At 39.1% G+C, this 20113-nt stretch carries 21 protein-coding genes and 3 tRNA genes; 12 read left to right on the forward strand and 12 right to left on the reverse strand.

The window, feature by feature from the left end; translation table 11 throughout:
• Nucleotides 1-476 precede the first annotated feature (476 nt).
• From DS885_RS17570 to DS885_RS16640, 4 genes are all read right to left on the reverse strand, one after another.
• Entirely contained in the window at nt 477-617 is a 141-nt protein-coding gene (locus tag DS885_RS17570; protein ID WP_181817786.1) for a hypothetical protein, read from the reverse strand.
• Nucleotides 618-929: 312 nt separating this feature from the next.
• Nucleotides 930-1006 (reverse strand) — tRNA-Pro (locus DS885_RS16630).
• Between the two features lie 27 nt (nt 1007-1033).
• Nucleotides 1034-1109, reverse strand: a tRNA-His gene (locus tag DS885_RS16635).
• A 64-nt stretch (nt 1110-1173) separates the two neighbouring features.
• Nucleotides 1174-1250: transfer RNA gene (locus tag DS885_RS16640), tRNA-Arg, on the reverse strand.
• A 208-nt stretch (nt 1251-1458) separates the two neighbouring features.
• On the opposite strand from DS885_RS16640, the gene rnr reads away from it, so the two are divergent.
• Together rnr and rlmB are read left to right on the forward strand one after the other, a co-directional pair.
• Nucleotides 1459-3969 (forward strand): ribonuclease R, encoded by a 2511-nt coding sequence (gene rnr / locus DS885_RS16645; RefSeq protein WP_113820520.1) that lies wholly within the window; start codon nt 1459-1461, stop codon nt 3967-3969.
• A 53-nt stretch (nt 3970-4022) separates the two neighbouring features.
• Nucleotides 4023-4763 (forward strand): 23S rRNA (guanosine(2251)-2'-O)-methyltransferase RlmB, encoded by a 741-nt coding sequence (gene rlmB, locus DS885_RS16650; RefSeq protein ID WP_113820521.1) that lies wholly within the window; start codon nt 4023-4025, stop codon nt 4761-4763.
• Nucleotides 4764-4846: 83 nt separating this feature from the next.
• Here rlmB and DS885_RS16655 read toward each other — a convergent pair whose 3' ends face one another.
• On the reverse strand, nt 4847-6160 hold the full coding sequence (locus DS885_RS16655; protein WP_113820522.1) for a DUF481 domain-containing protein: 1314 nt from the start codon (nt 6158-6160) through the stop codon (nt 4847-4849).
• Between the two features lie 240 nt (nt 6161-6400).
• Here DS885_RS16655 and rpsF point away from each other — a divergent pair, with 240 nt between their 5' ends.
• Genes rpsF through rplI form a run of 4 tightly spaced genes read left to right on the forward strand, consistent with a single transcriptional unit; the run spans nt 6401 to nt 7813 of the window.
• Entirely contained in the window at nt 6401-6793 is a 393-nt protein-coding gene (gene rpsF, locus DS885_RS16660) for a 30S ribosomal protein S6 (protein WP_113820523.1), read from the forward strand.
• Between the two features lie 8 nt (nt 6794-6801).
• Nucleotides 6802-7107 carry a primosomal replication protein N gene (priB, locus tag DS885_RS16665; RefSeq protein WP_113820524.1) on the forward strand — a complete coding sequence of 102 codons (306 nt, stop codon included), beginning with the start codon at nt 6802-6804 and terminating at the stop codon, nt 7105-7107.
• A gap of 9 nt (nt 7108-7116) precedes the next feature.
• Nucleotides 7117-7344 carry a 30S ribosomal protein S18 gene (gene rpsR, locus DS885_RS16670; protein WP_113820525.1) on the forward strand — a complete coding sequence of 76 codons (228 nt, stop codon included), beginning with the start codon at nt 7117-7119 and terminating at the stop codon, nt 7342-7344.
• Nucleotides 7345-7360: 16 nt separating this feature from the next.
• Nucleotides 7361-7813, forward strand: coding sequence for a 50S ribosomal protein L9 (rplI, locus tag DS885_RS16675; protein WP_113820526.1), 453 nt, complete (start codon nt 7361-7363; stop codon nt 7811-7813).
• 67 nt (nt 7814-7880) lie between these two features.
• Here rplI and DS885_RS16680 read toward each other — a convergent pair whose 3' ends face one another.
• From DS885_RS16680 to DS885_RS16690, 3 genes are all read right to left on the reverse strand, one after another.
• Nucleotides 7881-8561, reverse strand: a complete 681-nt coding sequence (locus DS885_RS16680) for a response regulator (protein WP_113820527.1) — start codon at nt 8559-8561, stop codon at nt 7881-7883.
• Between the two features lie 114 nt (nt 8562-8675).
• The gene (locus DS885_RS16685) at nt 8676-10118 is read right to left on the reverse strand and encodes an ATP-binding protein (protein WP_113820528.1); all 1443 of its coding nucleotides are present in this window, start codon (nt 10116-10118) and stop codon (nt 8676-8678) included.
• Nucleotides 10119-10603: 485 nt separating this feature from the next.
• Nucleotides 10604-10900, reverse strand: coding sequence for an EF-hand domain-containing protein (locus DS885_RS16690; protein WP_113820549.1), 297 nt, complete (start codon nt 10898-10900; stop codon nt 10604-10606).
• Nucleotides 10901-11074: 174 nt separating this feature from the next.
• Between DS885_RS16690 and DS885_RS16695 the strand changes: the two genes are divergently transcribed.
• Nucleotides 11075-11536, forward strand: coding sequence for a GAF domain-containing protein (locus DS885_RS16695; RefSeq protein ID WP_113820529.1), 462 nt, complete (start codon nt 11075-11077; stop codon nt 11534-11536).
• A 46-nt stretch (nt 11537-11582) separates the two neighbouring features.
• On the opposite strand, the gene DS885_RS16700 is transcribed toward DS885_RS16695, so the two are convergent.
• The 4 genes from DS885_RS16700 to prfB all read right to left on the reverse strand — a co-directional run bounded on the left by DS885_RS16700 (nt 11583) and on the right by prfB (nt 15933).
• Entirely contained in the window at nt 11583-12344 is a 762-nt protein-coding gene (locus DS885_RS16700; RefSeq protein ID WP_113820530.1) for a DUF6969 family protein, read from the reverse strand.
• A 109-nt stretch (nt 12345-12453) separates the two neighbouring features.
• Nucleotides 12454-12726 (reverse strand): hypothetical protein, encoded by a 273-nt coding sequence (locus tag DS885_RS16705; protein WP_113820531.1) that lies wholly within the window; start codon nt 12724-12726, stop codon nt 12454-12456.
• A gap of 528 nt (nt 12727-13254) precedes the next feature.
• The gene (gene lysS / locus DS885_RS16710) at nt 13255-14772 is read right to left on the reverse strand and encodes a lysine--tRNA ligase (RefSeq protein WP_113820532.1); all 1518 of its coding nucleotides are present in this window, start codon (nt 14770-14772) and stop codon (nt 13255-13257) included.
• 62 nt (nt 14773-14834) lie between these two features.
• A protein-coding gene (gene prfB, locus DS885_RS16715) for a peptide chain release factor 2 (protein WP_181817787.1) occupies nt 14835-15933 on the reverse strand; the annotation gives its coding sequence in 2 pieces (ribosomal slippage) (nt 14835-15857 and nt 15859-15933; 1098 coding nt in all).
• Nucleotides 15934-16377: 444 nt separating this feature from the next.
• Here prfB and DS885_RS16720 point away from each other — a divergent pair.
• The 5 genes from DS885_RS16720 (at nt 16378) to DS885_RS16740 (ending at nt 20043) form a co-directional block, all read left to right on the forward strand.
• Nucleotides 16378-18102, forward strand: a complete 1725-nt coding sequence (locus DS885_RS16720) for an acetolactate synthase 3 large subunit (RefSeq protein ID WP_113820534.1) — start codon at nt 16378-16380, stop codon at nt 18100-18102.
• Complete coding sequence (gene ilvN / locus DS885_RS16725; protein ID WP_113820535.1) at nt 18095-18595, forward strand: acetolactate synthase small subunit; 501 nt, start codon at nt 18095-18097, stop codon at nt 18593-18595. Before DS885_RS16720 ends, ilvN begins: the two co-directional genes overlap by 8 nt.
• Nucleotides 18596-18743: 148 nt before the next feature.
• Entirely contained in the window at nt 18744-18953 is a 210-nt protein-coding gene (locus DS885_RS16730) for a hypothetical protein (RefSeq protein ID WP_113820536.1), read from the forward strand.
• Complete coding sequence (locus DS885_RS16735; protein WP_113820537.1) at nt 18950-19405, forward strand: copper chaperone PCu(A)C; 456 nt, start codon at nt 18950-18952, stop codon at nt 19403-19405. The genes DS885_RS16730 and DS885_RS16735 overlap by 4 nt, the downstream gene beginning before the upstream one ends.
• A 26-nt stretch (nt 19406-19431) precedes the next feature.
• A complete protein-coding gene (locus tag DS885_RS16740; RefSeq protein ID WP_113820538.1) occupies nt 19432-20043 on the forward strand; it encodes a TIGR04219 family outer membrane beta-barrel protein in 612 nt (203 codons plus the stop codon).
• The last annotated feature ends 70 nt before the right edge of the window (nt 20044-20113 follow it).

A 20113-nucleotide genomic window follows, 5' to 3' on the forward strand; every position in this document is an offset into this window, starting at 1 on the left:
TTTTTCTGAATTAATCACTGACTTCAGCAAGTTAAGGCATGGAAGCCGTTACTAGCTCAGTTCGAGACATGGATGTCGAGTCTGAGCGGTGCGTTAAGAAGGCTGTTATTCATTCAGATTAAAAAACGAATTGGGAGCCAGTCTTTTTGCCTACTTTATTCTTCTGGTAAGAAAAAGTAGGTCGCCGACATGGCGAAAACACTGTAAATAATATTCTAATTGATCCGACGAGCGTAGACGAGTTATTACTTAACGAAGTAGCTTTAAATTAAACCTCTAAAAATAAGGCAGGATGAATTCTGCGCCCCCAAAAAACGATACTCAATCCCCAAAAAACGATACTCAACGTGGCTACGACGACACCACTGTTGAACTTTCCCAAGCTATTAACGCATTTTAGTAAAACCAAACAGGATGTTTGGGTTAGTTGAGGCTAGTGCATGGATGCACGTACGAAACGGTACGTTTAAAATGCATTAATAGCTTGGATTAGAAAGTGATTCAGTGTCAGTCTTTTTGCTTACTTTTTCTTCTGACCAAGAAAAAGTAAAGTCGCCGACATGGCGAAACCACTGTAAATAACGATCTAGATGATCCGACGAGCGTAGACGAGTCATTACATAAGCGGATTATTAAAATGTGGTCAGTGGTAGAGGATTCGAACCTAAAAACCACCCTCTGGTCCAACCCTTTACCCGCTTCGCGACGATGCGCTACCAAACTTCGCTAATCACCGAGTTCAAACACCTAAAATGCAAAAAGCCCGTAACATCATAAATGCTACGGGCTTCTTAAATGTGGTCGGAGATAGATGGAGCGAACAAGCGACAGCTTGGGGTCTGAGCAGTCTTTTCCTCGAACCTCGCTCAGAGGTTCTCTAAAACGAAAAAATCCGCTTAACTCTATGAGCTAAGCGGATTATTCAAATGTGGTCGGTGATAGAGGATTCGAACCTCTGACCCTCTGGTCCCAAACCAGATGCGCTACCAAGCTGCGCTAATCACCGAGTATCTAGTTTTACATCAAGAAAAGATGGGGCGAATGACGGGGTTTGAACCCGCGACAACCGGAATCACAATCCGGGGCTCTACCAACTGAGCTACATCCGCCACTAACAATCCAAAGACTTTCTTTACTTCCGAGCTTTCTTTCAAACTATTGCTCTCGAAGTAATGGCGCACCCGACAGGAGTCGAACCTGTGGCCTTTGCCTCCGGAGGGCAACGCTCTATCCAGCTGAGCTACGGATGCTCACGTCTTTAGCGTGGCGCGGATAATACTGAACCCTGCAAAAGCTGTCTAGTCTTTTTTATAGTTTTTTTAATAAAATAGGTTTACTTGCTCAATAGATGTACAATCTGCTTAAAAAACAAAAAAATCAGCCTTTTCTTCATTAATTCAAAGCTTTTATCTATTTTCAGATATACTTTCACTAATTGCCTTACAAAGAGTTTCATATATGACATTAGACCCAAATTTAGATCGCGAATCACAAACTTACGAACATCCCGTACCAAGCCGTGAATTCATTTTACAATTTATCGAAAAACATGGAAAACCAATCACTCGTGATGCTTTGTTTAAAGCATTCTCATTATCAAGTGATGAAGAAGCGGAAGGATTACGTCGCCGCTTAAAAGCAATGGAACGTGATGGCCAATTAGTTTGGTGCCGAAACGCGACCTATGGGTTACCTGACAAGTTAGATCTATCCACTGGTGTTGTTATTGGCCATAAAGACGGTTTTGGTTTCTTAAAAACAGCAGATGATGGCAAAGACCTATTTTTACCTAATCATCAAATGCGTTTTTTATTCCACGGTGACACTATTCTCGCACAGCCCGTAAAAGTAGATTCACGTGGCCGAACTGAAGCACGCTTTGTGCGTTTATTAGAAGCACGTAAAGAAACCATCGTTGGTCGCTACTTTGTTGAAGATGGAATGGGTTCAGTGGTACCTGATGATTCTCGCATTAATCAAGAGATATTAATTAGCAAAGAAAATAACGGCGGAGCGCGACACGGACAAATTGTGGTGGTTGAAATAGTACAGCGTCCTAAAGCACGTTTTTTAGCAACAGGTAAAATAACAGAAGTACTGGGCCAAGATATGGAACCAGGAATGGAAGTGGAAATTGCTTTACGTACTCACGACATTCCACATGAATGGCCAGCAGGGTTAGATAAAGAGATTGAGCATTACGGTGAGTTTGTACCCGAAGAGGCTAAAAAAGGACGCGTTGATCTTCGTGACTTGCCATTAGTGACTATTGACGGTGAAGATGCACGTGATTTCGATGACGCTGTTTTTTGTCAAAAAGAGCCGAATGGCGGCTGGCGTTTATGGGTAGCTATTGCGGATGTAAGTTATTATGTGCGTAAAGACACGATATTAGATAAAGAAGCAGTAAATCGTGGTAACTCTGTTTACTTCCCTGACCAAGTCATTCCAATGTTACCGGAAGTACTGTCTAACGGTTTATGTTCGCTCAATCCAAAAGTAGACCGCCTATGTATGGTCAGTGAAATGGTTATCTCTAAAGATGGCCATTTAACGGATTATAAATTCTATGAAGCAGTGATGAATTCACATGCTCGCTTTACCTATACTAAAGTGGCTTCTATTTTAGAAGGTGATCAGCCATTACGTGAGCAGTACAAACCATTAGTGCCACACTTAGAAGAACTTGAGAACCTTTATAAAGCCTTCAAAAAAGCGCGTCACATTCGTGGTGGTATGGAGTTTGAAACATTAGAAGTCCGCTTCTTATTTAACGAAGCACGTAAAATCGATTCAATTGTGCCGTTAGTCCGTAACGATGCACATAAAATCATCGAAGAATGTATGATCCAAGCGAACGTTGCTTCAGCGCGTTTCATTGGCTCTGCCGATGCTGCCGCTTTATTTCGTGTTCATGAAACACCAAGTGAAGAAAAACTAGCTAACTTCCGTTCATTCTTAGGAGAGTTAGGCTTAACCTTACAAGGTGGCGAAAAACCAGCACCACGTGACTATGCAGATTTAGCGGAAAGCTTCGCAGAACGTGATGATAAAGAACTGCTGCAAACCATGCTATTACGCTCAATGAAACAAGCAGTTTACCAAGGTGATAACTTAGGACACTTTGGTTTAGCATTAGAAGAGTACGCACATTTCACCTCGCCTATTCGTCGTTACCCTGATCTTATTTTACACCGAGCAATTAAATACCTAGTTGCACACCAAGAAAATAATCAGTTAAAAGCAAAATGGACGGAAACCGGTGGTTACAACTATCAATATGATGAAGTTAGCCAACTTGGTGAGCATTGTTCAATGACCGAGCGTCGCGCTGACGATGCAACACGTGATGTAGCCGATGCCTTAAAATGTGAATATATGCAGGATCATATTGGCGACACAATGATCGGTACTATTGCGGCAGTAACTAACTTTGGTTTCTTTGTTCGCTTAAATGACATTCATATTGACGGCTTAGTGCATGTCACTGGATTAATTTCTGATTATTACCAATTTGATGCAGGTAAACAAACCTTAACCGGTGAGCGCACCGGTCGAGTTTATCGCATTGGTGATGTATTAGAGGTTAAAGTACTATCGGTTAACCTAGATGATAAAAAGATTGATTTTGAACTCGCTGATGAAGCATTAGCGGGTCAACGCACGCGTGGCCGTAAACCTTCACCAAGAAAATCATCTGATCGCCCTATTGATAAAAGAGCACGTAGTAAAGCAACGCGTTCAACTGGCGAAAAAGCAGCACCCAAGTCCGAACGTGAAAAGCTGCAAGAAGGCACAATAGAAACGAAGAAGCCGGCAGCTAAAAAAGCAACGCCGAAAAAGAAACGCCCGGTGAAACAAGGTGTAAAAAACACCCCATCATCTAAAAAGAAAAAGACGACTAGCACCAAAAAAAGCCGACCTGGTCGCGCAGAACGTGCACGTAATAAAGCTAAAAAATCTGATTAGGGTGTAATAAAGCCTAATCAGAGATTAAACATATTAAATATTAGAGAATAAAAATGAGTAAAAATGAAATTATTTACGGTATGCATGCCGTTGATGCCCTATTAGAAAAGCAACCTGAACGTGTTATTGAGATTTACGCGTTAAAAGGACGTGATGACGAACGTTTAAATGATGTACTGAATAAAGCTAAAGATTGGGGTGTATCAGTTCAATTTATGCAACGTAAAGCATTAGATGAGAAGTCAGATGGAGAGCAGCATCAAGGCATCATGGCACGAGTAAAAGCAATGAAAGTGCTTACCGACAATGATTTAGAGCCTATTTTAGCTAACTTAGATGTGCCACCGTTTCTATTAATTCTAGATGGTGTCACTGACCCACATAACTTAGGTGCTTGTTTACGAAGTGCAGAAGCCGCTGGTGTGCATGCAGTGATCATCCCTAAAGATAACTCAGCAAGCTTAACGCCTGTTGTACGCAAAGTGGCTTGTGGTGCAGCGGAATCAATTCCATTGATACATGTTACTAACTTAGCCCGTGCAATGCGTAACTTACAAGATAAAGGTATTTGGATTTACGGCACAGCAGGTGAAGCAGAACAAAGCCTTTACGATTGTAAACTAGAAAGTGGTATGGCTTTAGCGATGGGTGCTGAAGGTAAAGGCTTACGCCGCTTAACACGCGAGCATTGCGATGAATTAATCAAACTACCAATGGCAGGTGCCGTTTCAAGTTTGAACGTATCAGTAGCCACAGGCATCTGCTTATTTGAAGTAGTACGCCAACGCCGCTAATCATTGGTATTAAAATAAATAAAAAAGGCCTAGTCATAACAATATGACTAGGCCTTTTTTATGGCGGTTAAGCGACTGTTATTTTAGAATGCATACTGTAAATTAAAACCAGTGGATAATTCGTCATTCTCAGTATCATCAGGTACATTTTGATTATACTTATAGTTAATATCAAAAATTAAATATAACTCCTGATAGATTCTATTTTGTATTTTAAATTCACTTTCATACACACTGTTTTTATGGCCTAACTCAAAGGTTCCTTCTAACGTCACTTGTAAGTTTTCAGTGACAATCCTTTCATAGTTTAATTTAGTTCGAACAATGAATTCATTATACGAGACTTCATCTTCACCGTCGTTAGGCTCAGCCACTTTATAACCGGGGCCAAACTCTGTGTTAAATTTATGGTTGTTTTCGTTAAAGAAAACATGACCATGCCCTACAGTAAAGGTGTCCTCTTTTTCATAAGATGCAGATTGGCTACGCTGAATATCACTACGTAAAAATAAAGAATTTACCGGGTCTAAACTGTAGTTACCTTGAAGCTGCCAACGCCAGTCATTATCTGTATCCTCATCTTCTTCATCTTCAAATTCAAATTGAATATCATTATTGATGTTGTAATTATCGGTCACGTTATAATCTAAAATTAAGCGGCCATCAGCACTTTTAGTGACATCAATATCTTGGTCATAATTAAAGCCAAACTCCACTGCCCCACTAAAACGTTTTTCCTCTTCGTTTACTGGCTCATTACCATCAACAACATCAGTTTTGATATTATTGGTTTGCACTGCGACATCAATAAACTCAGCATCTGAAATAGCCTCCTTACCACTGCTATCTTTTTTAGTTTTTAACAAATCCGGTTGTTGATCAATGGATGATTTAATGTTGTCGATCGGCGAACTCGTAATGCTCGCTTTCTGTAATAACTGCTTTTGCAGTGTTTCATTTAAGCGCTGTTCTCGCTTTAAACTTTCAGCAAGATAAGACTCTTGTATGTTGACTTGGTTATCTAACGTAGACACCTGATCAAACAGGCGTTCATTTTCTGATTGTAAGTAATTTAATTTACTCTGTTGTGTTTGCTGGGCGGCTAATGCTTGTTGGTTTTTTAATTTTTCAGCTTCGAGTTGTGCTTTTAGCGCATCGATCTGCTTTTTAGCCTGAGCTTGTGTTGCAGTCACTAACAGCGACTCAGATTCCTCTTTAGGGATGGGTGTTTGTTGTAGAACCACCACTTCTGGGTCAACCACAGTTTCTTGTTCTTTTACCTCTTCTTTTTTATTAGGCTCCGCGTCTTCTCCTTGAAACGAGTCTATGAAAAACCATGCATTGGCGCTCACTGCCACTAAGCTAGCTATCAGAATGTAAACGGGTAGAGAATTCAATTAAATCGACTCTTTAATAAGTATGTAAATAGTTATTTTAGCTTGCCTAGTAATAGATACAAACCAATTCGAAAAGTTCAGTCATAAAGTTTAAAATATATTCGCTTTATTGCTTGCGCAGTTTGATTGCAGAATGTACAATTTGCCGCCTTAAATCAGCCACCCTTTTTGTTCCTTGCTTCTATTTGGTACGGCTGAGCCAACTTATGAAGCTACTAACCCGTAAGGAGCGATTTTTATATGCGTCATTATGAAATCGTATTTATGGTTCACCCTGATCAGAGTGAACAAGTTAATGGTATGATTGAGCGTTACACTACTGCTATCACTGAAGCAGCAGGTACTGTTCATCGTCTAGAAGACTGGGGCCGTCGTCAACTGGCTTACCCAATCAACAAACTACACAAAGCACACTACGTTCTTATGAACATTGAAGCTGAGCAAAAAGTAATCGACGATCTGGAAACTGCTTTCCGTTTCAACGATGCTGTGATCCGCAACATGATCATGCGTACTAAAACTGCTGTAACTGAAGCATCTGTAGTAGCAAAAGCAAAAGAAGAGCGTGTTGAACGTGCTCCTCGTGCTCCGCGCCCAGAAGCAGAAGCTGCACCAGCAGAAGCTGAAGCATAAGAAACTGAGTGACTGATAACTTTTTGCAACTTACAGGTATTGTGACCGAAAGTCCGATACATAAAATTAGCCCAAGTGGCGTTGAACACTGTAACCTGACGATAGAACATCGTTCAGTGCAAGAAGAAGCTGGATTACCACGGAATGCAATGTGCTATATGCCAATTGCCACAAGTGGACCATTAGCAAGTCAGTTGAAAAATAAATTATCGAAAGGCATGCAAATTAAAGTAAGTGGTTTTATCACTTACCACCAAAGCAAGAGTAATCTTGGTAAATTGGTGTTACATGCTCAGTACATAGAACAAATTTAAGGAACTACCATGGCTCGTTACTTCCGCCGTCGTAAATTCTGTCGATTCACAGCAGAAAATGTTGTTGAGATTGATTACAAAGACGTTGTTACATTAAAAAACTACATCACTGAAAGTGGTAAAATCGTACCTAGCCGTATTACTGGCACAAGTGCAAAATACCAACGCCAACTAGCGCGCGCAATCAAACGTGCACGTTACTTGTCACTTTTACCATACACAGATTTACACAAGTAAATAGGAGCTATAGATTATGGAAATTATCCTACAAGATACAGTTGCTAACCTTGGTAAACTTGGCGATAAAGTAAACGTTAAAGCAGGTTACGCACGTAACTTCCTTTTCCCACAGCAAAAAGCTGTACCAGCAAACAAAGCTAACTTAGAAGCTTTTGAAGCACGTCGTGCTGATCTAGAAGCTAAGCAAGCTGCTAACCTAGCTGCTGCTCAAGCACGTGGTGAAGCTCTTACTGCATTAGAAGCGGTTGTTATCACTTCTAAAGCTGGTGATGCTGGTAAACTGTTCGGTTCAATCGGTACACGTGATATTGCTGATGCAATCACTGCTGCTGGTGTAGAAGTTGCTAAAAGTGAAGTTCGTCTTCCTGAAGGCGCTTTACGTTTAACTGGTTCTTACGAGATTACTGTTACAGTACACTCTGACGTAACTGCAGTTATCAACCTTGAAGTTGTTGAAGCTGAGTAATCAGTTAAACACTTTGATGTGATAAAAATACCCGCTCTCGAGCGGGTATTTTTTTATCTACAGAAAACTATAACTGCTCAGGTAAAACTAAACGATACCCCGCCCCATACACCGATTGAATCAAATCTTCTCCCTGACTAATATCAATCAACTTCTTTCTTAACTTTTTAATATGACTATCGATAGTACGGTTATTCACAATACGATCATCTGAATACATATTTTGCATTAACTGTTCACGGGTAAAAATACGACTAGGTTTATTGGCTAAACGTTTAAGCAGTTGAAACTCAACCGAAGTTAATGATGATTCAGTACCATTAAAAATAGCGACAAGACGATTTTCATCAAGCGAAAAACCAGGAGAAGTCACTGAATGACTATTTTTCACCCTTCTCATGACAGTGTTAACTCTTGCTACCACCTCTCTAGGACTGAAAGGCTTGCAGATATAATCGTCAGCCCCTAGTTCCAATCCAAGTAAGCGATCAATTTCATCGACCTTTGCGGTAACCATCAGAATAGGCACATCAGAAAAGGCTCTAATCGCTTTACATAACGTAATACCATCAGTGCCAGGCAACATAAGGTCTAATAAAATAACACTGGGTTGATGTGTTTTTACCCAATCAATCACCAGGTCACCATGATCAATTAAATGTGGTTCATAATCAGTCAATTTGAAATAATCAGCGAGTAGGTTCGCTAATTTTATTTCATCTTCAACAATTAAAATTGAATTGGCCACAGGCAACTCCTATAAATAACATCAATAAAGACAAGCCTAACTTTAGCTAGGTAAAATTAGGGTTAAATAAGCGGATATTAGTATATTAGCCTTCATACAGAGCAAACTGCCATTCTATTCTAAAGGCAATTCGATGATCACCGCTAATCCACCTAACTTAGCCTTAGCAGCTTTAATATTACCTTGATGTGCACTCACAATATGCGAACAAATTGATAACCCCAACCCAGAGCCACCAGTTTGTCTATTTCTTGAATTCTCGACACGATATAGCGACTCAAAAAGATGGGGTAGATGATGCTCAGCAACACCAACGCCATTATCCTCCACTGTAATTTTTAAATATTTTTGCTGATCATGAGTGATAACTGCCCATGATAATTTCACTAAATTAGCTATCGAATATTTAATACAGTTATTCATGATATTTTCAAACAGTTGGCATAATCGTGTTGGATCAACAAAAGCAATAAACTCACCAGACTGTTTCTCAAGCTCAAGTTTAATATTAGCGGCGGCAAGATAGCTGGTATATTTAGGCACTTCCGACTCTAGCCACAGGCCCACGTCGAGGCTTTGTTTACGGTAATGCATGCCACCAATGTCCGCACTGGTCAGTAAATGCAGGTCATCAATCAAATGCTGTAAGTGCTTAACTTCATCATTCGCTGACTCGATATTCTGTTTCTCTAATGCTCTTACACCATCTAAGATTGCTTCTAACTCACCTCTTAAAATAGCGACTGGTGTGCGTAATTCATGGGAGATGTTTGCTAACCAACGCTTACGCGCACTATCATTTTCATAAAGTGTCAGTGCTAATTCATTAAAATCTCGACTTAACTCACCTAATTCATCTTTGCGTTTAACGTCTACGTGCTGTTGATAGTCACCTTGGGTGAGTTTATGCATACCTCGTATGATTTTTTTAATCGGCTCAGCAAGGTGTCTTGCTAATGGCAATGTAATTAGAATAACCAGCACCATAGTGATCAATGCAATTAACCAAAGATAACTTCGTTGTTGTTTAATGAAGTCTAACTCATAACCATCGGTGATTTGTTTATGCTTAGGGACCATTAACCACCCTACATTCACTTTATCAGTCATGATTGCAATTCTATTATAATCAATGCCTTTGATATAATGACCAACGATAAGCGCGTCATTAGCATCAAAAACAGCAAAACCTTCGTTCAAATCAGTCGGGGGACGGCGCCTTCTTGGTGGCGGGGCAAATCCCTCAGCTCTTGGTAACCTACTATTTGGTTTTGCCTCATAAGTAGAAGCTTGAGATTGCGGGTCTAAACCTTGCGAATATAGAAACAATAAATGTCCAAAATGCCTATTTCTATTTTGTATACTTTGCCAATTATTATTTTTTTTATACTCATCTTCAAGCACTGCCACTAAGGGCTTTAATGCTTCAACCTCTTTACTATTCACATATTCAATAATACCTTTACCAATACTCCATTGTATTAATAAAACTAACGCAGTTACTAATACAAGACTGAAGCCGAAGAAGACGAGGAATAATTTATTATGTATTTTCATGGAGGGTTCTCATGCTCATGTGATGAATATTGTACCTTTAATCTCGGTAACATTAACAATAAATAGCACTGATATTTTAATAACACACTGAAAGGTGATACGACGAGTTAGAGAAGCTAAAAGTGAAGTAATACAATATCGAAAAAACTAAACCCGCTAGCATGATAGATACGCTAACGGGTTTATTTAATAATTCATACTACCTGTATCAAAATAGTATAAATCAAATCACCCACTTTGAGTCCCACTTATTTAAGCTAACATAAATATCGTTATTTATTGTTAGCTTACTGTTACATGACCAGAATCTTATGCTCTTTTATCATATAGTTGGGTTATTATTATTATTTCTTTCCGTTAAGGTCGAAATGGAAAGTACCTTTATTTCTAAGCTTAGAAAAATCTATGTTTAGAAAATCTGTTGCTGATATAACGAATCGACATGCACTAAGGTCATGAACAGAATGTTCGCAATATCATTAATTTTAAGACTGCGGACGAGGCGGTTTAAAACTAGTAAATTCATTTTCACTCACTACACCGTTGCCATCTGAATCCATATCATCGAACACAGTTTGGTGATCACCGTGTGGGATCTCTTGAGCAGAAAATTCATCGAAAGTAAGTTCGCCGTCACCATCAGTATCAACAGAAGAGAATTGTGGTGGACCACCTTGAGGGCCGCCTTCAGGTCGGTCTTGATCAGAACTGGCAGCATAACTTTGACTCATAACACCTACAGACATAACTAAAGCTAGTAATATGTTTGAACTATTTTTCATTTCAAAAATCCTATCAGGTTTAAATTTCGAAAGGACAATAACAACAGAATGTGCAAATACTGTGCAAAATAGAAAATAATTTGAAAAAACAGGTATTTCATTTAACTATCTATTTTATTTGAGAGAATAAAGCCTGATACTAAGCCAATAATTTCACGTATAGAGTAGGTATAAATGAAAACATTAGCTGACTATCAGTCATTAACAAAACAGGCCGTTGCACTGATCGAGGATGAAAAAGATCTGATTGCCAACCTATCTAATTTAAGTGCGTTACTTAATAGCAATTTACACCAAATTAATTGGGTAGGCTTTTACCTTTATAAGGAAGAGGAACTAGTATTAGGCCCTTTCCAAGGTAATGTCGCTTGTGTCCGTATTGCATTAGATAAAGGGGTTTGTGGGAAAGCATTCAGTACCAATAGCACACAACGTATCGCTGACGTACATGAATTTCCGGGACACATTGCCTGCGATGCAGCAAGTCAATCAGAGATTGTTGTACCGATTAACTCACAGGGTAAAACAGTAGCGGTATTAGATATTGATAGCCCTATTACAGAACGTTTTACTGAAATAGATGAAACAGGCTTAATTCACTTTGTAGAGCAAATACAAGATAAGCTTAATTTTTAAGTAAATACTTAATAAGGTGCATCAATTCAGTATTTGATGCACCTTATTACAAAGCAATATCAATATTCATTAACGCCGTTAATTGTGCAACCCACTGATCAATTGTAATCGTAAATGAACCTGTTACATCTAACTCACGATCTTCTAGTACATCTACCTCTGGATTTTCAGCTTGTTTTAAGGCAATCACTTTATCTCTATGTGTTAGTAACGCCACGATATAAGGTCTAAATAACACAAACATCGCTGTGATCCACTGGTTTACCACTAGGTTAGGATAAGCATGATCAATATAAAAACGATCAAGCAAAGCAATCGTATCTTCAGCTGAATACCAAGTTTGTGCACAAACCCAACGATTAGTGGTAAATAACCCAACCGGAAACCCTTCATCGTCCATGGAGATACAGATAAAGTGCGCTAGCGCATCCTCTCCTGACGGCCAAGGCTCAGACTGCATAAAACCTGACATAGGTTGAATAGCCTCAGGAATAGCAGGCGAGCGTATAAAAGTATGAAAATGCCCATGCTCCCCTTCTACGCCTCTGTGATTATGATAATAATATTGACAGTGAGACTCATCATCGTAGACATCTTGTTCAGGATAATGGTTTAACTGATAAAAAGTCCCCTGCCCCTTAAGTAATTCACTAACCACATTAATACCCGCTTTATTTAATAAACGATGGCACTCCTTAACGATTTGTGCAGCCACCAGCATCTCATCTAAATTATCAATATACTCAAGTGAAGGCATTTCGAGTGGAAGGGCTTCTTCACAGGCAGACCAACCAATTTTTGTTGACATATAAGCGTTACCTTATTATTTAAAAGTACAGGTAATTGAAAAAAGGCAATGGTGCAAAACAATCACACCATCACTCAGGTAGCATATCATCTGTTACAACGCATAACGTTTAACTGGCAGCACAAGGGTTAGCAGCACATGGATTCTTGGCTGCACATGGATTCTTGGCTGCACATGGATTTTTAGCGGCACATGGATTCTGTGCAGCACACGGATTGGCGGCGGTACAAGGGTTAACAACTTTTGTAGACTTAGCTTTGCATGGAGAACAAAATGCATCACATGAAGCACCACAAGATGCAACAGCAGGATTAATAGTTAAAACAGCACCAACGATACCAGCAGCGATAACAGCAGGTTTATTTTTTAAAATCTTTTTCATTTTCATTGTCCTTAGGGTTAAGTTAAAAATCACTTACAACAACTCCGCCACTTATTTGGTATGCGTTATTGCCCCTCAGAAGACCTAGCACTATATTTAAAAATTTCAGAAAAAGTCATCACAAATGTAAACTTATCAAGTTGTTATCAAATATTTGACATCTCACAGATAAAAAACAAATGCACATGATTTATAAAAAATATTATTAAGCTTTTTTATGACAGATTATCACTGCTATTAAATCAGTATTTTAGCAGCTCAATAAACGACATAAACATCAAAAAACAATCACAACAACAAATTAAAGTGTTCATCCTCTTATTCACACAGTGATCACGGTCACGCCCTATTTTTAAATGCAAATAAATAGCAATTATTTTCTGATATAGCTATCTGATACATCAATACTGCTGTTAGTGGGTAACAAAACTTACAAATGGTATTTATTACAGGCATAAAAAAGCCCCGTATTAACGAGGCTTAAATGGTCAACAAAAGCGATAAACGCTTTTCATATCCAGTATCAGCTTATTTAGCTTGTGGGCGCATGTGAGGGAATAACAATACGTCACGGATAGTATGGCTGTCAGTAAACAACATTACTAAACGGTCAATACCAATACCTTCACCCGCTGTTGGTGGCAAACCATGCTCAAGAGCAGTAATGTAATCTGCATCGTAGAACATTGCTTCATCATCACCCGACTCTTTTTGAGCAACTTGATCCATGAAACGTTGTGCTTGGTCTTGTGCATCGTTTAGCTCAGAGAAACCATTGGCTAACTCACGGCCGCCTACGAAGAACTCAAAACGGTCAGTTACATCTGGGTTATCATCGCTACGACGTGCTAGCGGTGAAACCTCTGCAGGGTAAGCGGTAATGAAAGTTGGTTGCATTAATTTGTGCTCAGCCGTCTCTTCAAAGATCTCTGTTAACACTTTACCTTCACCCCAGCTATCTTTGATATGAATATCTAAACGCTTAGCTAACGCTTTTAAACCTTCCATGCTGTCTAACTCAGCAGCTTCAATCCCTTCGTTATACTCTAGGATTGACTCTTTCATAGTTAAACGTACAAATGGCTTACCAAAATCAAACTCTTCTTCACCGTATTTAACGATGCTTGAACCTAATACATTTTCAGTAATAGTACGTAACATATCTTCGGTTAAGTTCATTAGATCAATGTAATCAGCGTAAGCTTGGTAGAACTCAATCATAGTGAATTCTGGGTTATGACGTGTTGAAACACCTTCGTTACGGAAGCTACGGTTAATTTCGAATACACGCTCAAAACCACCAACCACTAAACGCTTAAGATTTAACTCTGGTGCAATACGTAAATACATAGGTAAGTCTAACGCATTGTGGAATGTTTCAAATGGACGAGCCGTTGCACCACCAGGAATTGCTTGTAGCATAGGCGTTTCTACTTCCATAAACTGACGGTCGTTTAAGTAAGTACGAATCGCATTAACGATTTTGTTACGTAAAATAAATGTTTTACGAGACTCTTCATTGGCAATTAAATCAAGGTAACGTTGACGGTAACATGCTTCAGTATCAGATAAACCGTGGAACTTATCTGGTAACGGGCGTAATGCTTTAGTCAGGATGCGAATTTCAGATACTTTAATACTAAGCTCGTCTGTTTTAGTTTTAAATAAAACCCCCTTTGCACCAACGATATCGCCTAAATCCCACTTTTTGAATTCAGTGTTGTAAAAACCTTCAGCTAAGTTATCGCGTGCAACGTAGACTTGTACTTGACCGCCCATATCTTGCAAGGTTGCAAAACTTGCTTTCCCCATAATACGACGTGTCATCATACGACCAGCAACACTAACTTCAACAGCTAACTCTTCTAGCTCTTCTTTGCTCTTAGCATCATATAACTTATGAAGATCGTCAGAGATGTTTTCACGACGGAAATCATTTGGGAAAGCTTGACCCTTTTCACGCATCGCATCTAATTTAGTTAGACGTTGCGCTAGAATTTCGCTTAACTCGACCTGTGGTTCTTCTGCTTTGTTTTGCTCTGACATGATAGTTCCTATCTTTTACTTCAATTTTTAAAATGATTGTTGTTTCAAGCTTGATTGTTAAATCACAAACCTGATTTTAAGCTTGCTTCAATAAATTTGTTTAGATCGCCGTCTAACACCACCTGTGTGTTGCGGTTTTCAACACCGGTGCGTAAATCTTTAATTCGCGAGTCATCTAGTACGTAAGAACGAATTTGACTTCCCCAACCAATATCTGACTTACCATCTTCGTTGATCTGTTTTTCAGCATTCTGCAACTGTAACTCATGCTCATAGAGTTTAGCGCGCAGTTGTTTCATCGCTTGATCTTTATTTTTATGTTGTGAACGGTCATTTTGACATTGTACAACAATATTGGTCGGTGTATGGGTAATACGTACCGCTGATTCCGTTGTATTAACGTGCTGACCACCCGCACCTGACGCACGATATACATCAATACGTAAATCTGCAGGATTAATCTGAATATCGATGTTGTCATCAATCTCTGGATAGATAAATGCAGAAGCAAATGAAGTATGACGTTTACCCGATGAATCAAACGGTGATTTTCGTACTAAACGATGTACACCTGTTTCAGTACGCAACCAACCATAAGCATATTCACCACTAAAACGGATCGTAGCCCCTTTAATACCAGCCACATCACCTGGTGTAGCTTCCATTAATTCGGTTTTGTAACCGTTAGCTTCGCCCCAACGTAAATACATACGCAGTAGCATGTTGGCCCAATCTTGTGCTTCTGTACCGCCCGAGCCTGATTGAATATCAAGATAACAAGAGCATGCATCCTGTTTGCCTGAGAACATACGACGGAATTCAAGTACTTCTAATTGCTTCTCAAGATCGTTGGCTTCTTTAATCGCTTCATCGAAGGTGTCTTGATCATTTTCTTCAACAGCCATTTCCACCAACATCTCAATATCGTCAGTACCGGCTGTTAAGGCATCAATAGTTTTAACCACTAATTCAAGACTACTGCGCTCTTTACCTAAAGCTTGTGCATAGTCAGGATCATTCCATACTTCCGATGACTCTAGCTCTCGACTTACCTCTTCTAGACGCTCTAGTTTAGCGTCATAGTCAAAGGTACCCCCTAAGCATTTCAGCACGCTCAGTTAGGTCTTTAAGTTGATTAAGGATTGGGTTTACTTCAAACATCAATACTCACTATATTATTTTATTAATAAAAAGAGCCGAATTTTAACCAATTATTGTGTAAATAAATAGAGAACAATAAGAATTTGTCTGCGCTTGATATCAACACACTCTAGGAATCAGCTAAAAGTAATAACAAAGTCCCTTGTATAGTTAACTAATACGCTTAAAACAGCGACTTGGTTTATAAAAAGTAGCTAACAAGGCAAAACAAGCAACCAACAAAGTCAAAGCAAATTCACCGGTTAATCGCTAAAAACTTGTTAGACCACAAATAAGTCAACAAAAAAGACCAAAAAGTAGCAATATTAGGATGCATTTTAATTTTATTAACGTAAAGTTAGTGCCTCATTAACGTAACGTTGATGGCTTATTGACACAAGGTTCGCTTCTACCCGATACAGGTAGAAAACGACGCAATTAACCGATTGTATAAGGATACAACTCATGGAAATGCTCTCAGGCGCAGAAATGGTAGTGCGCTCTCTACAGGACGAAGGTATAGAACATATCTTTGGTTACCCTGGCGGTTCAGTATTAGATATATACGACGCAATCTTTCAATCTGATGAAATTGAACACTTTTTAGTACGTCATGAACAAGCTGCTGTACACATGGCAGATGCTTATTCGCGTTCAACAGGTAAAGTGGGCTGTGTATTAGTAACAGCAGGACCTGGCGCTACAAACTGTATTACTGGTATCGCAACAGCTTACATGGATTCAATTCCATTAGTTGTTTTATCTGGTCAAGTACCTACTTTTTGGATTGGTGACGATGCCTTCCAAGAAACGGATATGATTGGTGTTTCACGCCCAGTTGTAAAACACAGTTTCTCTTGTCGTACTGCGGAAGATATTCCAAAGGCGATCAAAAAAGCGTTTTACATTGCATCAACAGGTCGACCTGGCCCGGTAGTTATTGATCTACCAAAAGATGTACAAAACCCACTTAACAAATTCCCTTATGAATACCCTGAAAGTGTTAGCTTGCGTTCATATAACCCAACACTTAGTGGTCATAAAGGACAAATCAAACGTGCAGTTTCCGCCTTAGTCGGCGCTAAAAAACCTGTTTTATACGTAGGTGGCGGTGCAATCATTGCCAATGCGTCAAAACAAGTATTACAACTGGCTGAAAAACTCAACTTACCAGTAACCAATACGCTTATGGGTCTAGGTGCATTCCCTGGTGAACACGAGCAATTCATCGGTATGTTAGGTATGCACGGTACCTACGAAGCGAATAAATCAATGCACAATGCAGATTTAATCTTTGCATGTGGTGCGCGCTTTGATGACCGAGTAACCAATAACGTAGATAAATTCTGTCCAAACGCAAAAATTATGCACATTGACATTGACCCTACATCAATTTCAAAAAATATTCATGCCGACCTACCGATTGTAGGTAGCGTTGAAGTGGTATTACAACAGATGTTAGATCTGATTGATGAAACTAACGCAATGAATGACAGCAATGATATTAACGCTTGGTGGGATCAAATTAATGAATGGCGCGCGAAAGATTGCCTAGCTTATAAAACATGCGATACGCATATCAAACCACAACAAGTTATTGAGTGTTTATACAAGGTAACCAAGGGTGATGCGATTGTGACATCTGATGTTGGCCAGCACCAAATGGTTGCGGCACAATACTACCCATTCAAAGAACCTCGCCAATGGATCAACTCTGGTGGTGCAGGTACCATGGGCTTTGGCTTACCGGCAGCAATGGGCTGTAAAATTGCACACCCAGACCGCCCTGTGGTTTGTGTGACTGGCGATGGCTCTATTCAAATGAATATTCAAGAGTTATCAACGTGTATGCAATACAACATTCCTGTTGTTATCTTACTATTAAATAACCGTTCATTAGGTATGGTAAAACAGTGGCAAAAAATGTTCTACGGTGGTCGTCAATCTCACTCTTATATGGATAGTGTACCTGATTTTGTTAAGTTATCAGAAGCTTACAACCATATTGGTATTAAAGTAGATACTATTGATGAGCTTGAGCCTGCACTAACACGCGCCTTTGAATTAAAAGAACGTGTTGTGTTTGTAGATGTTGCCATTGACCCAGAAGAGCACGTTTACCCAATGCAAGTTAAATTCGGCAGTATGGAAGACATGTACCTAAGCAAAACGGAGCAAACTGATGCGTAGAATTATTTCTGTATTAATTGAGAATGAATCAGGCTCACTGGCACGTGTTGTAGGTTTATTCGCACAACGTGGTTATAACATTGAATCATTAACGGTATCACCAACCAACGACAACACTTTGTCGCGTATGACCATCACGACTGACGTAGTTGATAATGCAACACTTGAACAAATGATGAAGCAATTACACAAGCTAGTCGATGTGCTACGTGTTTCTGAATTAACACAAACACCGCATGTTGAACGTGAATTGTTGCTATTAAAAGTGCGTACAGTAGGCCCTGAAGCACGTGAAGAAGTGAAACGCACCAGTGATATTTACCGTGGTCAAATCGTTGATATCACACAAAACTTATACACTATCCAATTAACGGGTGCAGGCTCCAAGCTAGATGCATTCGTAGCAACAATGGATGAATGTAGCGAAATAGTAGAAATCGTTCGCTCTGGTGTATGTGGTATTGCTCGCGGTGATAAGTCTTTACGCGCTTAATAGGCAAAGTCCCGAAGTAATTCACATTAAAATCAGTATAATTAATGCAAAGTATAGTTTCTGTACTTTGCATTTTTTGTATATGCCGGCCTAATATCAATCAGCAGCAATATATGAAATAGTCTATTTGCTATTATAGGAGATTCAAATGTTTGAGCTTTTTGCATTACTAATGTCCGCATTTGTACTTTTTATGTTTGGTATATCCGTACTAAGCCTAGCGGTCATTGCCATTATTATGGTTGCCTGTTTTATCTTAGTTGGGGCACTTTCTTTTTTATTTAAATTTGGTATTTGGATACTACTCGGCTATCTTATTTATTATTACTTCTTTAAGCATGATAAGGAAAAATCATGAGTCGTTTAGGTTTAGTTATTTGTTCTCTCTTATTTTCACTAAATAGTTTAGCTGCAGAATTAACTGTAACTGATCAATATGTTAGAGCAACCCCACCACATGTTAAAAACAGTGCAGCTTTTTTAACGATAGAAAACCAGAGTGAAGAGAGTGTTAAACTAGTCTCTGTCAGCAGTGACATAGCAGATCGCGTAGAACTACATACACACATTAGTGAAGCAGGATTAATGAAAATGCGCCAAGTTGAGTCTATACTCATAAAGGGGCATAATAGTGTACAATTACAACCTGGTGGTTATCATGTCATGTTTTTAGGTTTAAAGAATGACTTAATCGCCGGCGACAGTGTTGATATTACACTCTATTTTGATACTGGAGATGCAATCAACATCACTGCGCCAATACAAAAAATTACAATGTCTCACACAACAATGACTAAACACCAACAATAATTGAGATCACAAAGGAATTTCCTATTATGAAAAAACAAATTTTAGCCGCTGCGGTAGCAGCTACAATGAGCATGCCAGCAATGGCTGATTTCTTAGGTGTTTATGCAGGTATTGATTACAATACAAACGAAACAACATACCAAGGCCAATCAGATCGTTCAAACAACATCTCAGGTTACATTGCATTTGAACATTTCATTCCACTTATCCCAAATGGTAAAATCAAGTTTTCTGATTTACAAAATGATGACTTTACAACTGAAGATAGCCAAGCAAAAAACGCTATTTTATACTACGAAATTTTAGATAATGACCTAGTAGAAGTTGATTTAGGTGTGGCTTACACAGATGCTGATGGCTTTAACGAAAGCGCTTCAATTGCACAGGCTTACGGTGCTGCTAAAGTACATGTACCAGGTGTAAGCATGCATGCCTTTGGTGAAATCATTGCAGGATCTGTAACCAGTGATGATTACCTAGATACTGAAATTGGTTTGGCTTACACATTTAACCCAGACTCACCTTTTGTTAATGTATCTGCACGTGTTGGTTATAAACTACAAGAGTTAGACCTTAACCACACCAACAGTACACAAGAAGTAAAAGGTTTATTTGCAGGCGTAGAAGTACACTTCTAAACAGTGCTCGATAATAAATAAAACCACTTTTATAAAGCCACTAAGAACGTATTCTTAGTGGCTTTTTTCT

This window comes from Psychromonas sp. B3M02, from assembly GCF_003318165.1.
In the GTDB taxonomy this organism is placed as follows: domain Bacteria; phylum Pseudomonadota; class Gammaproteobacteria; order Enterobacterales; family Psychromonadaceae; genus Psychromonas.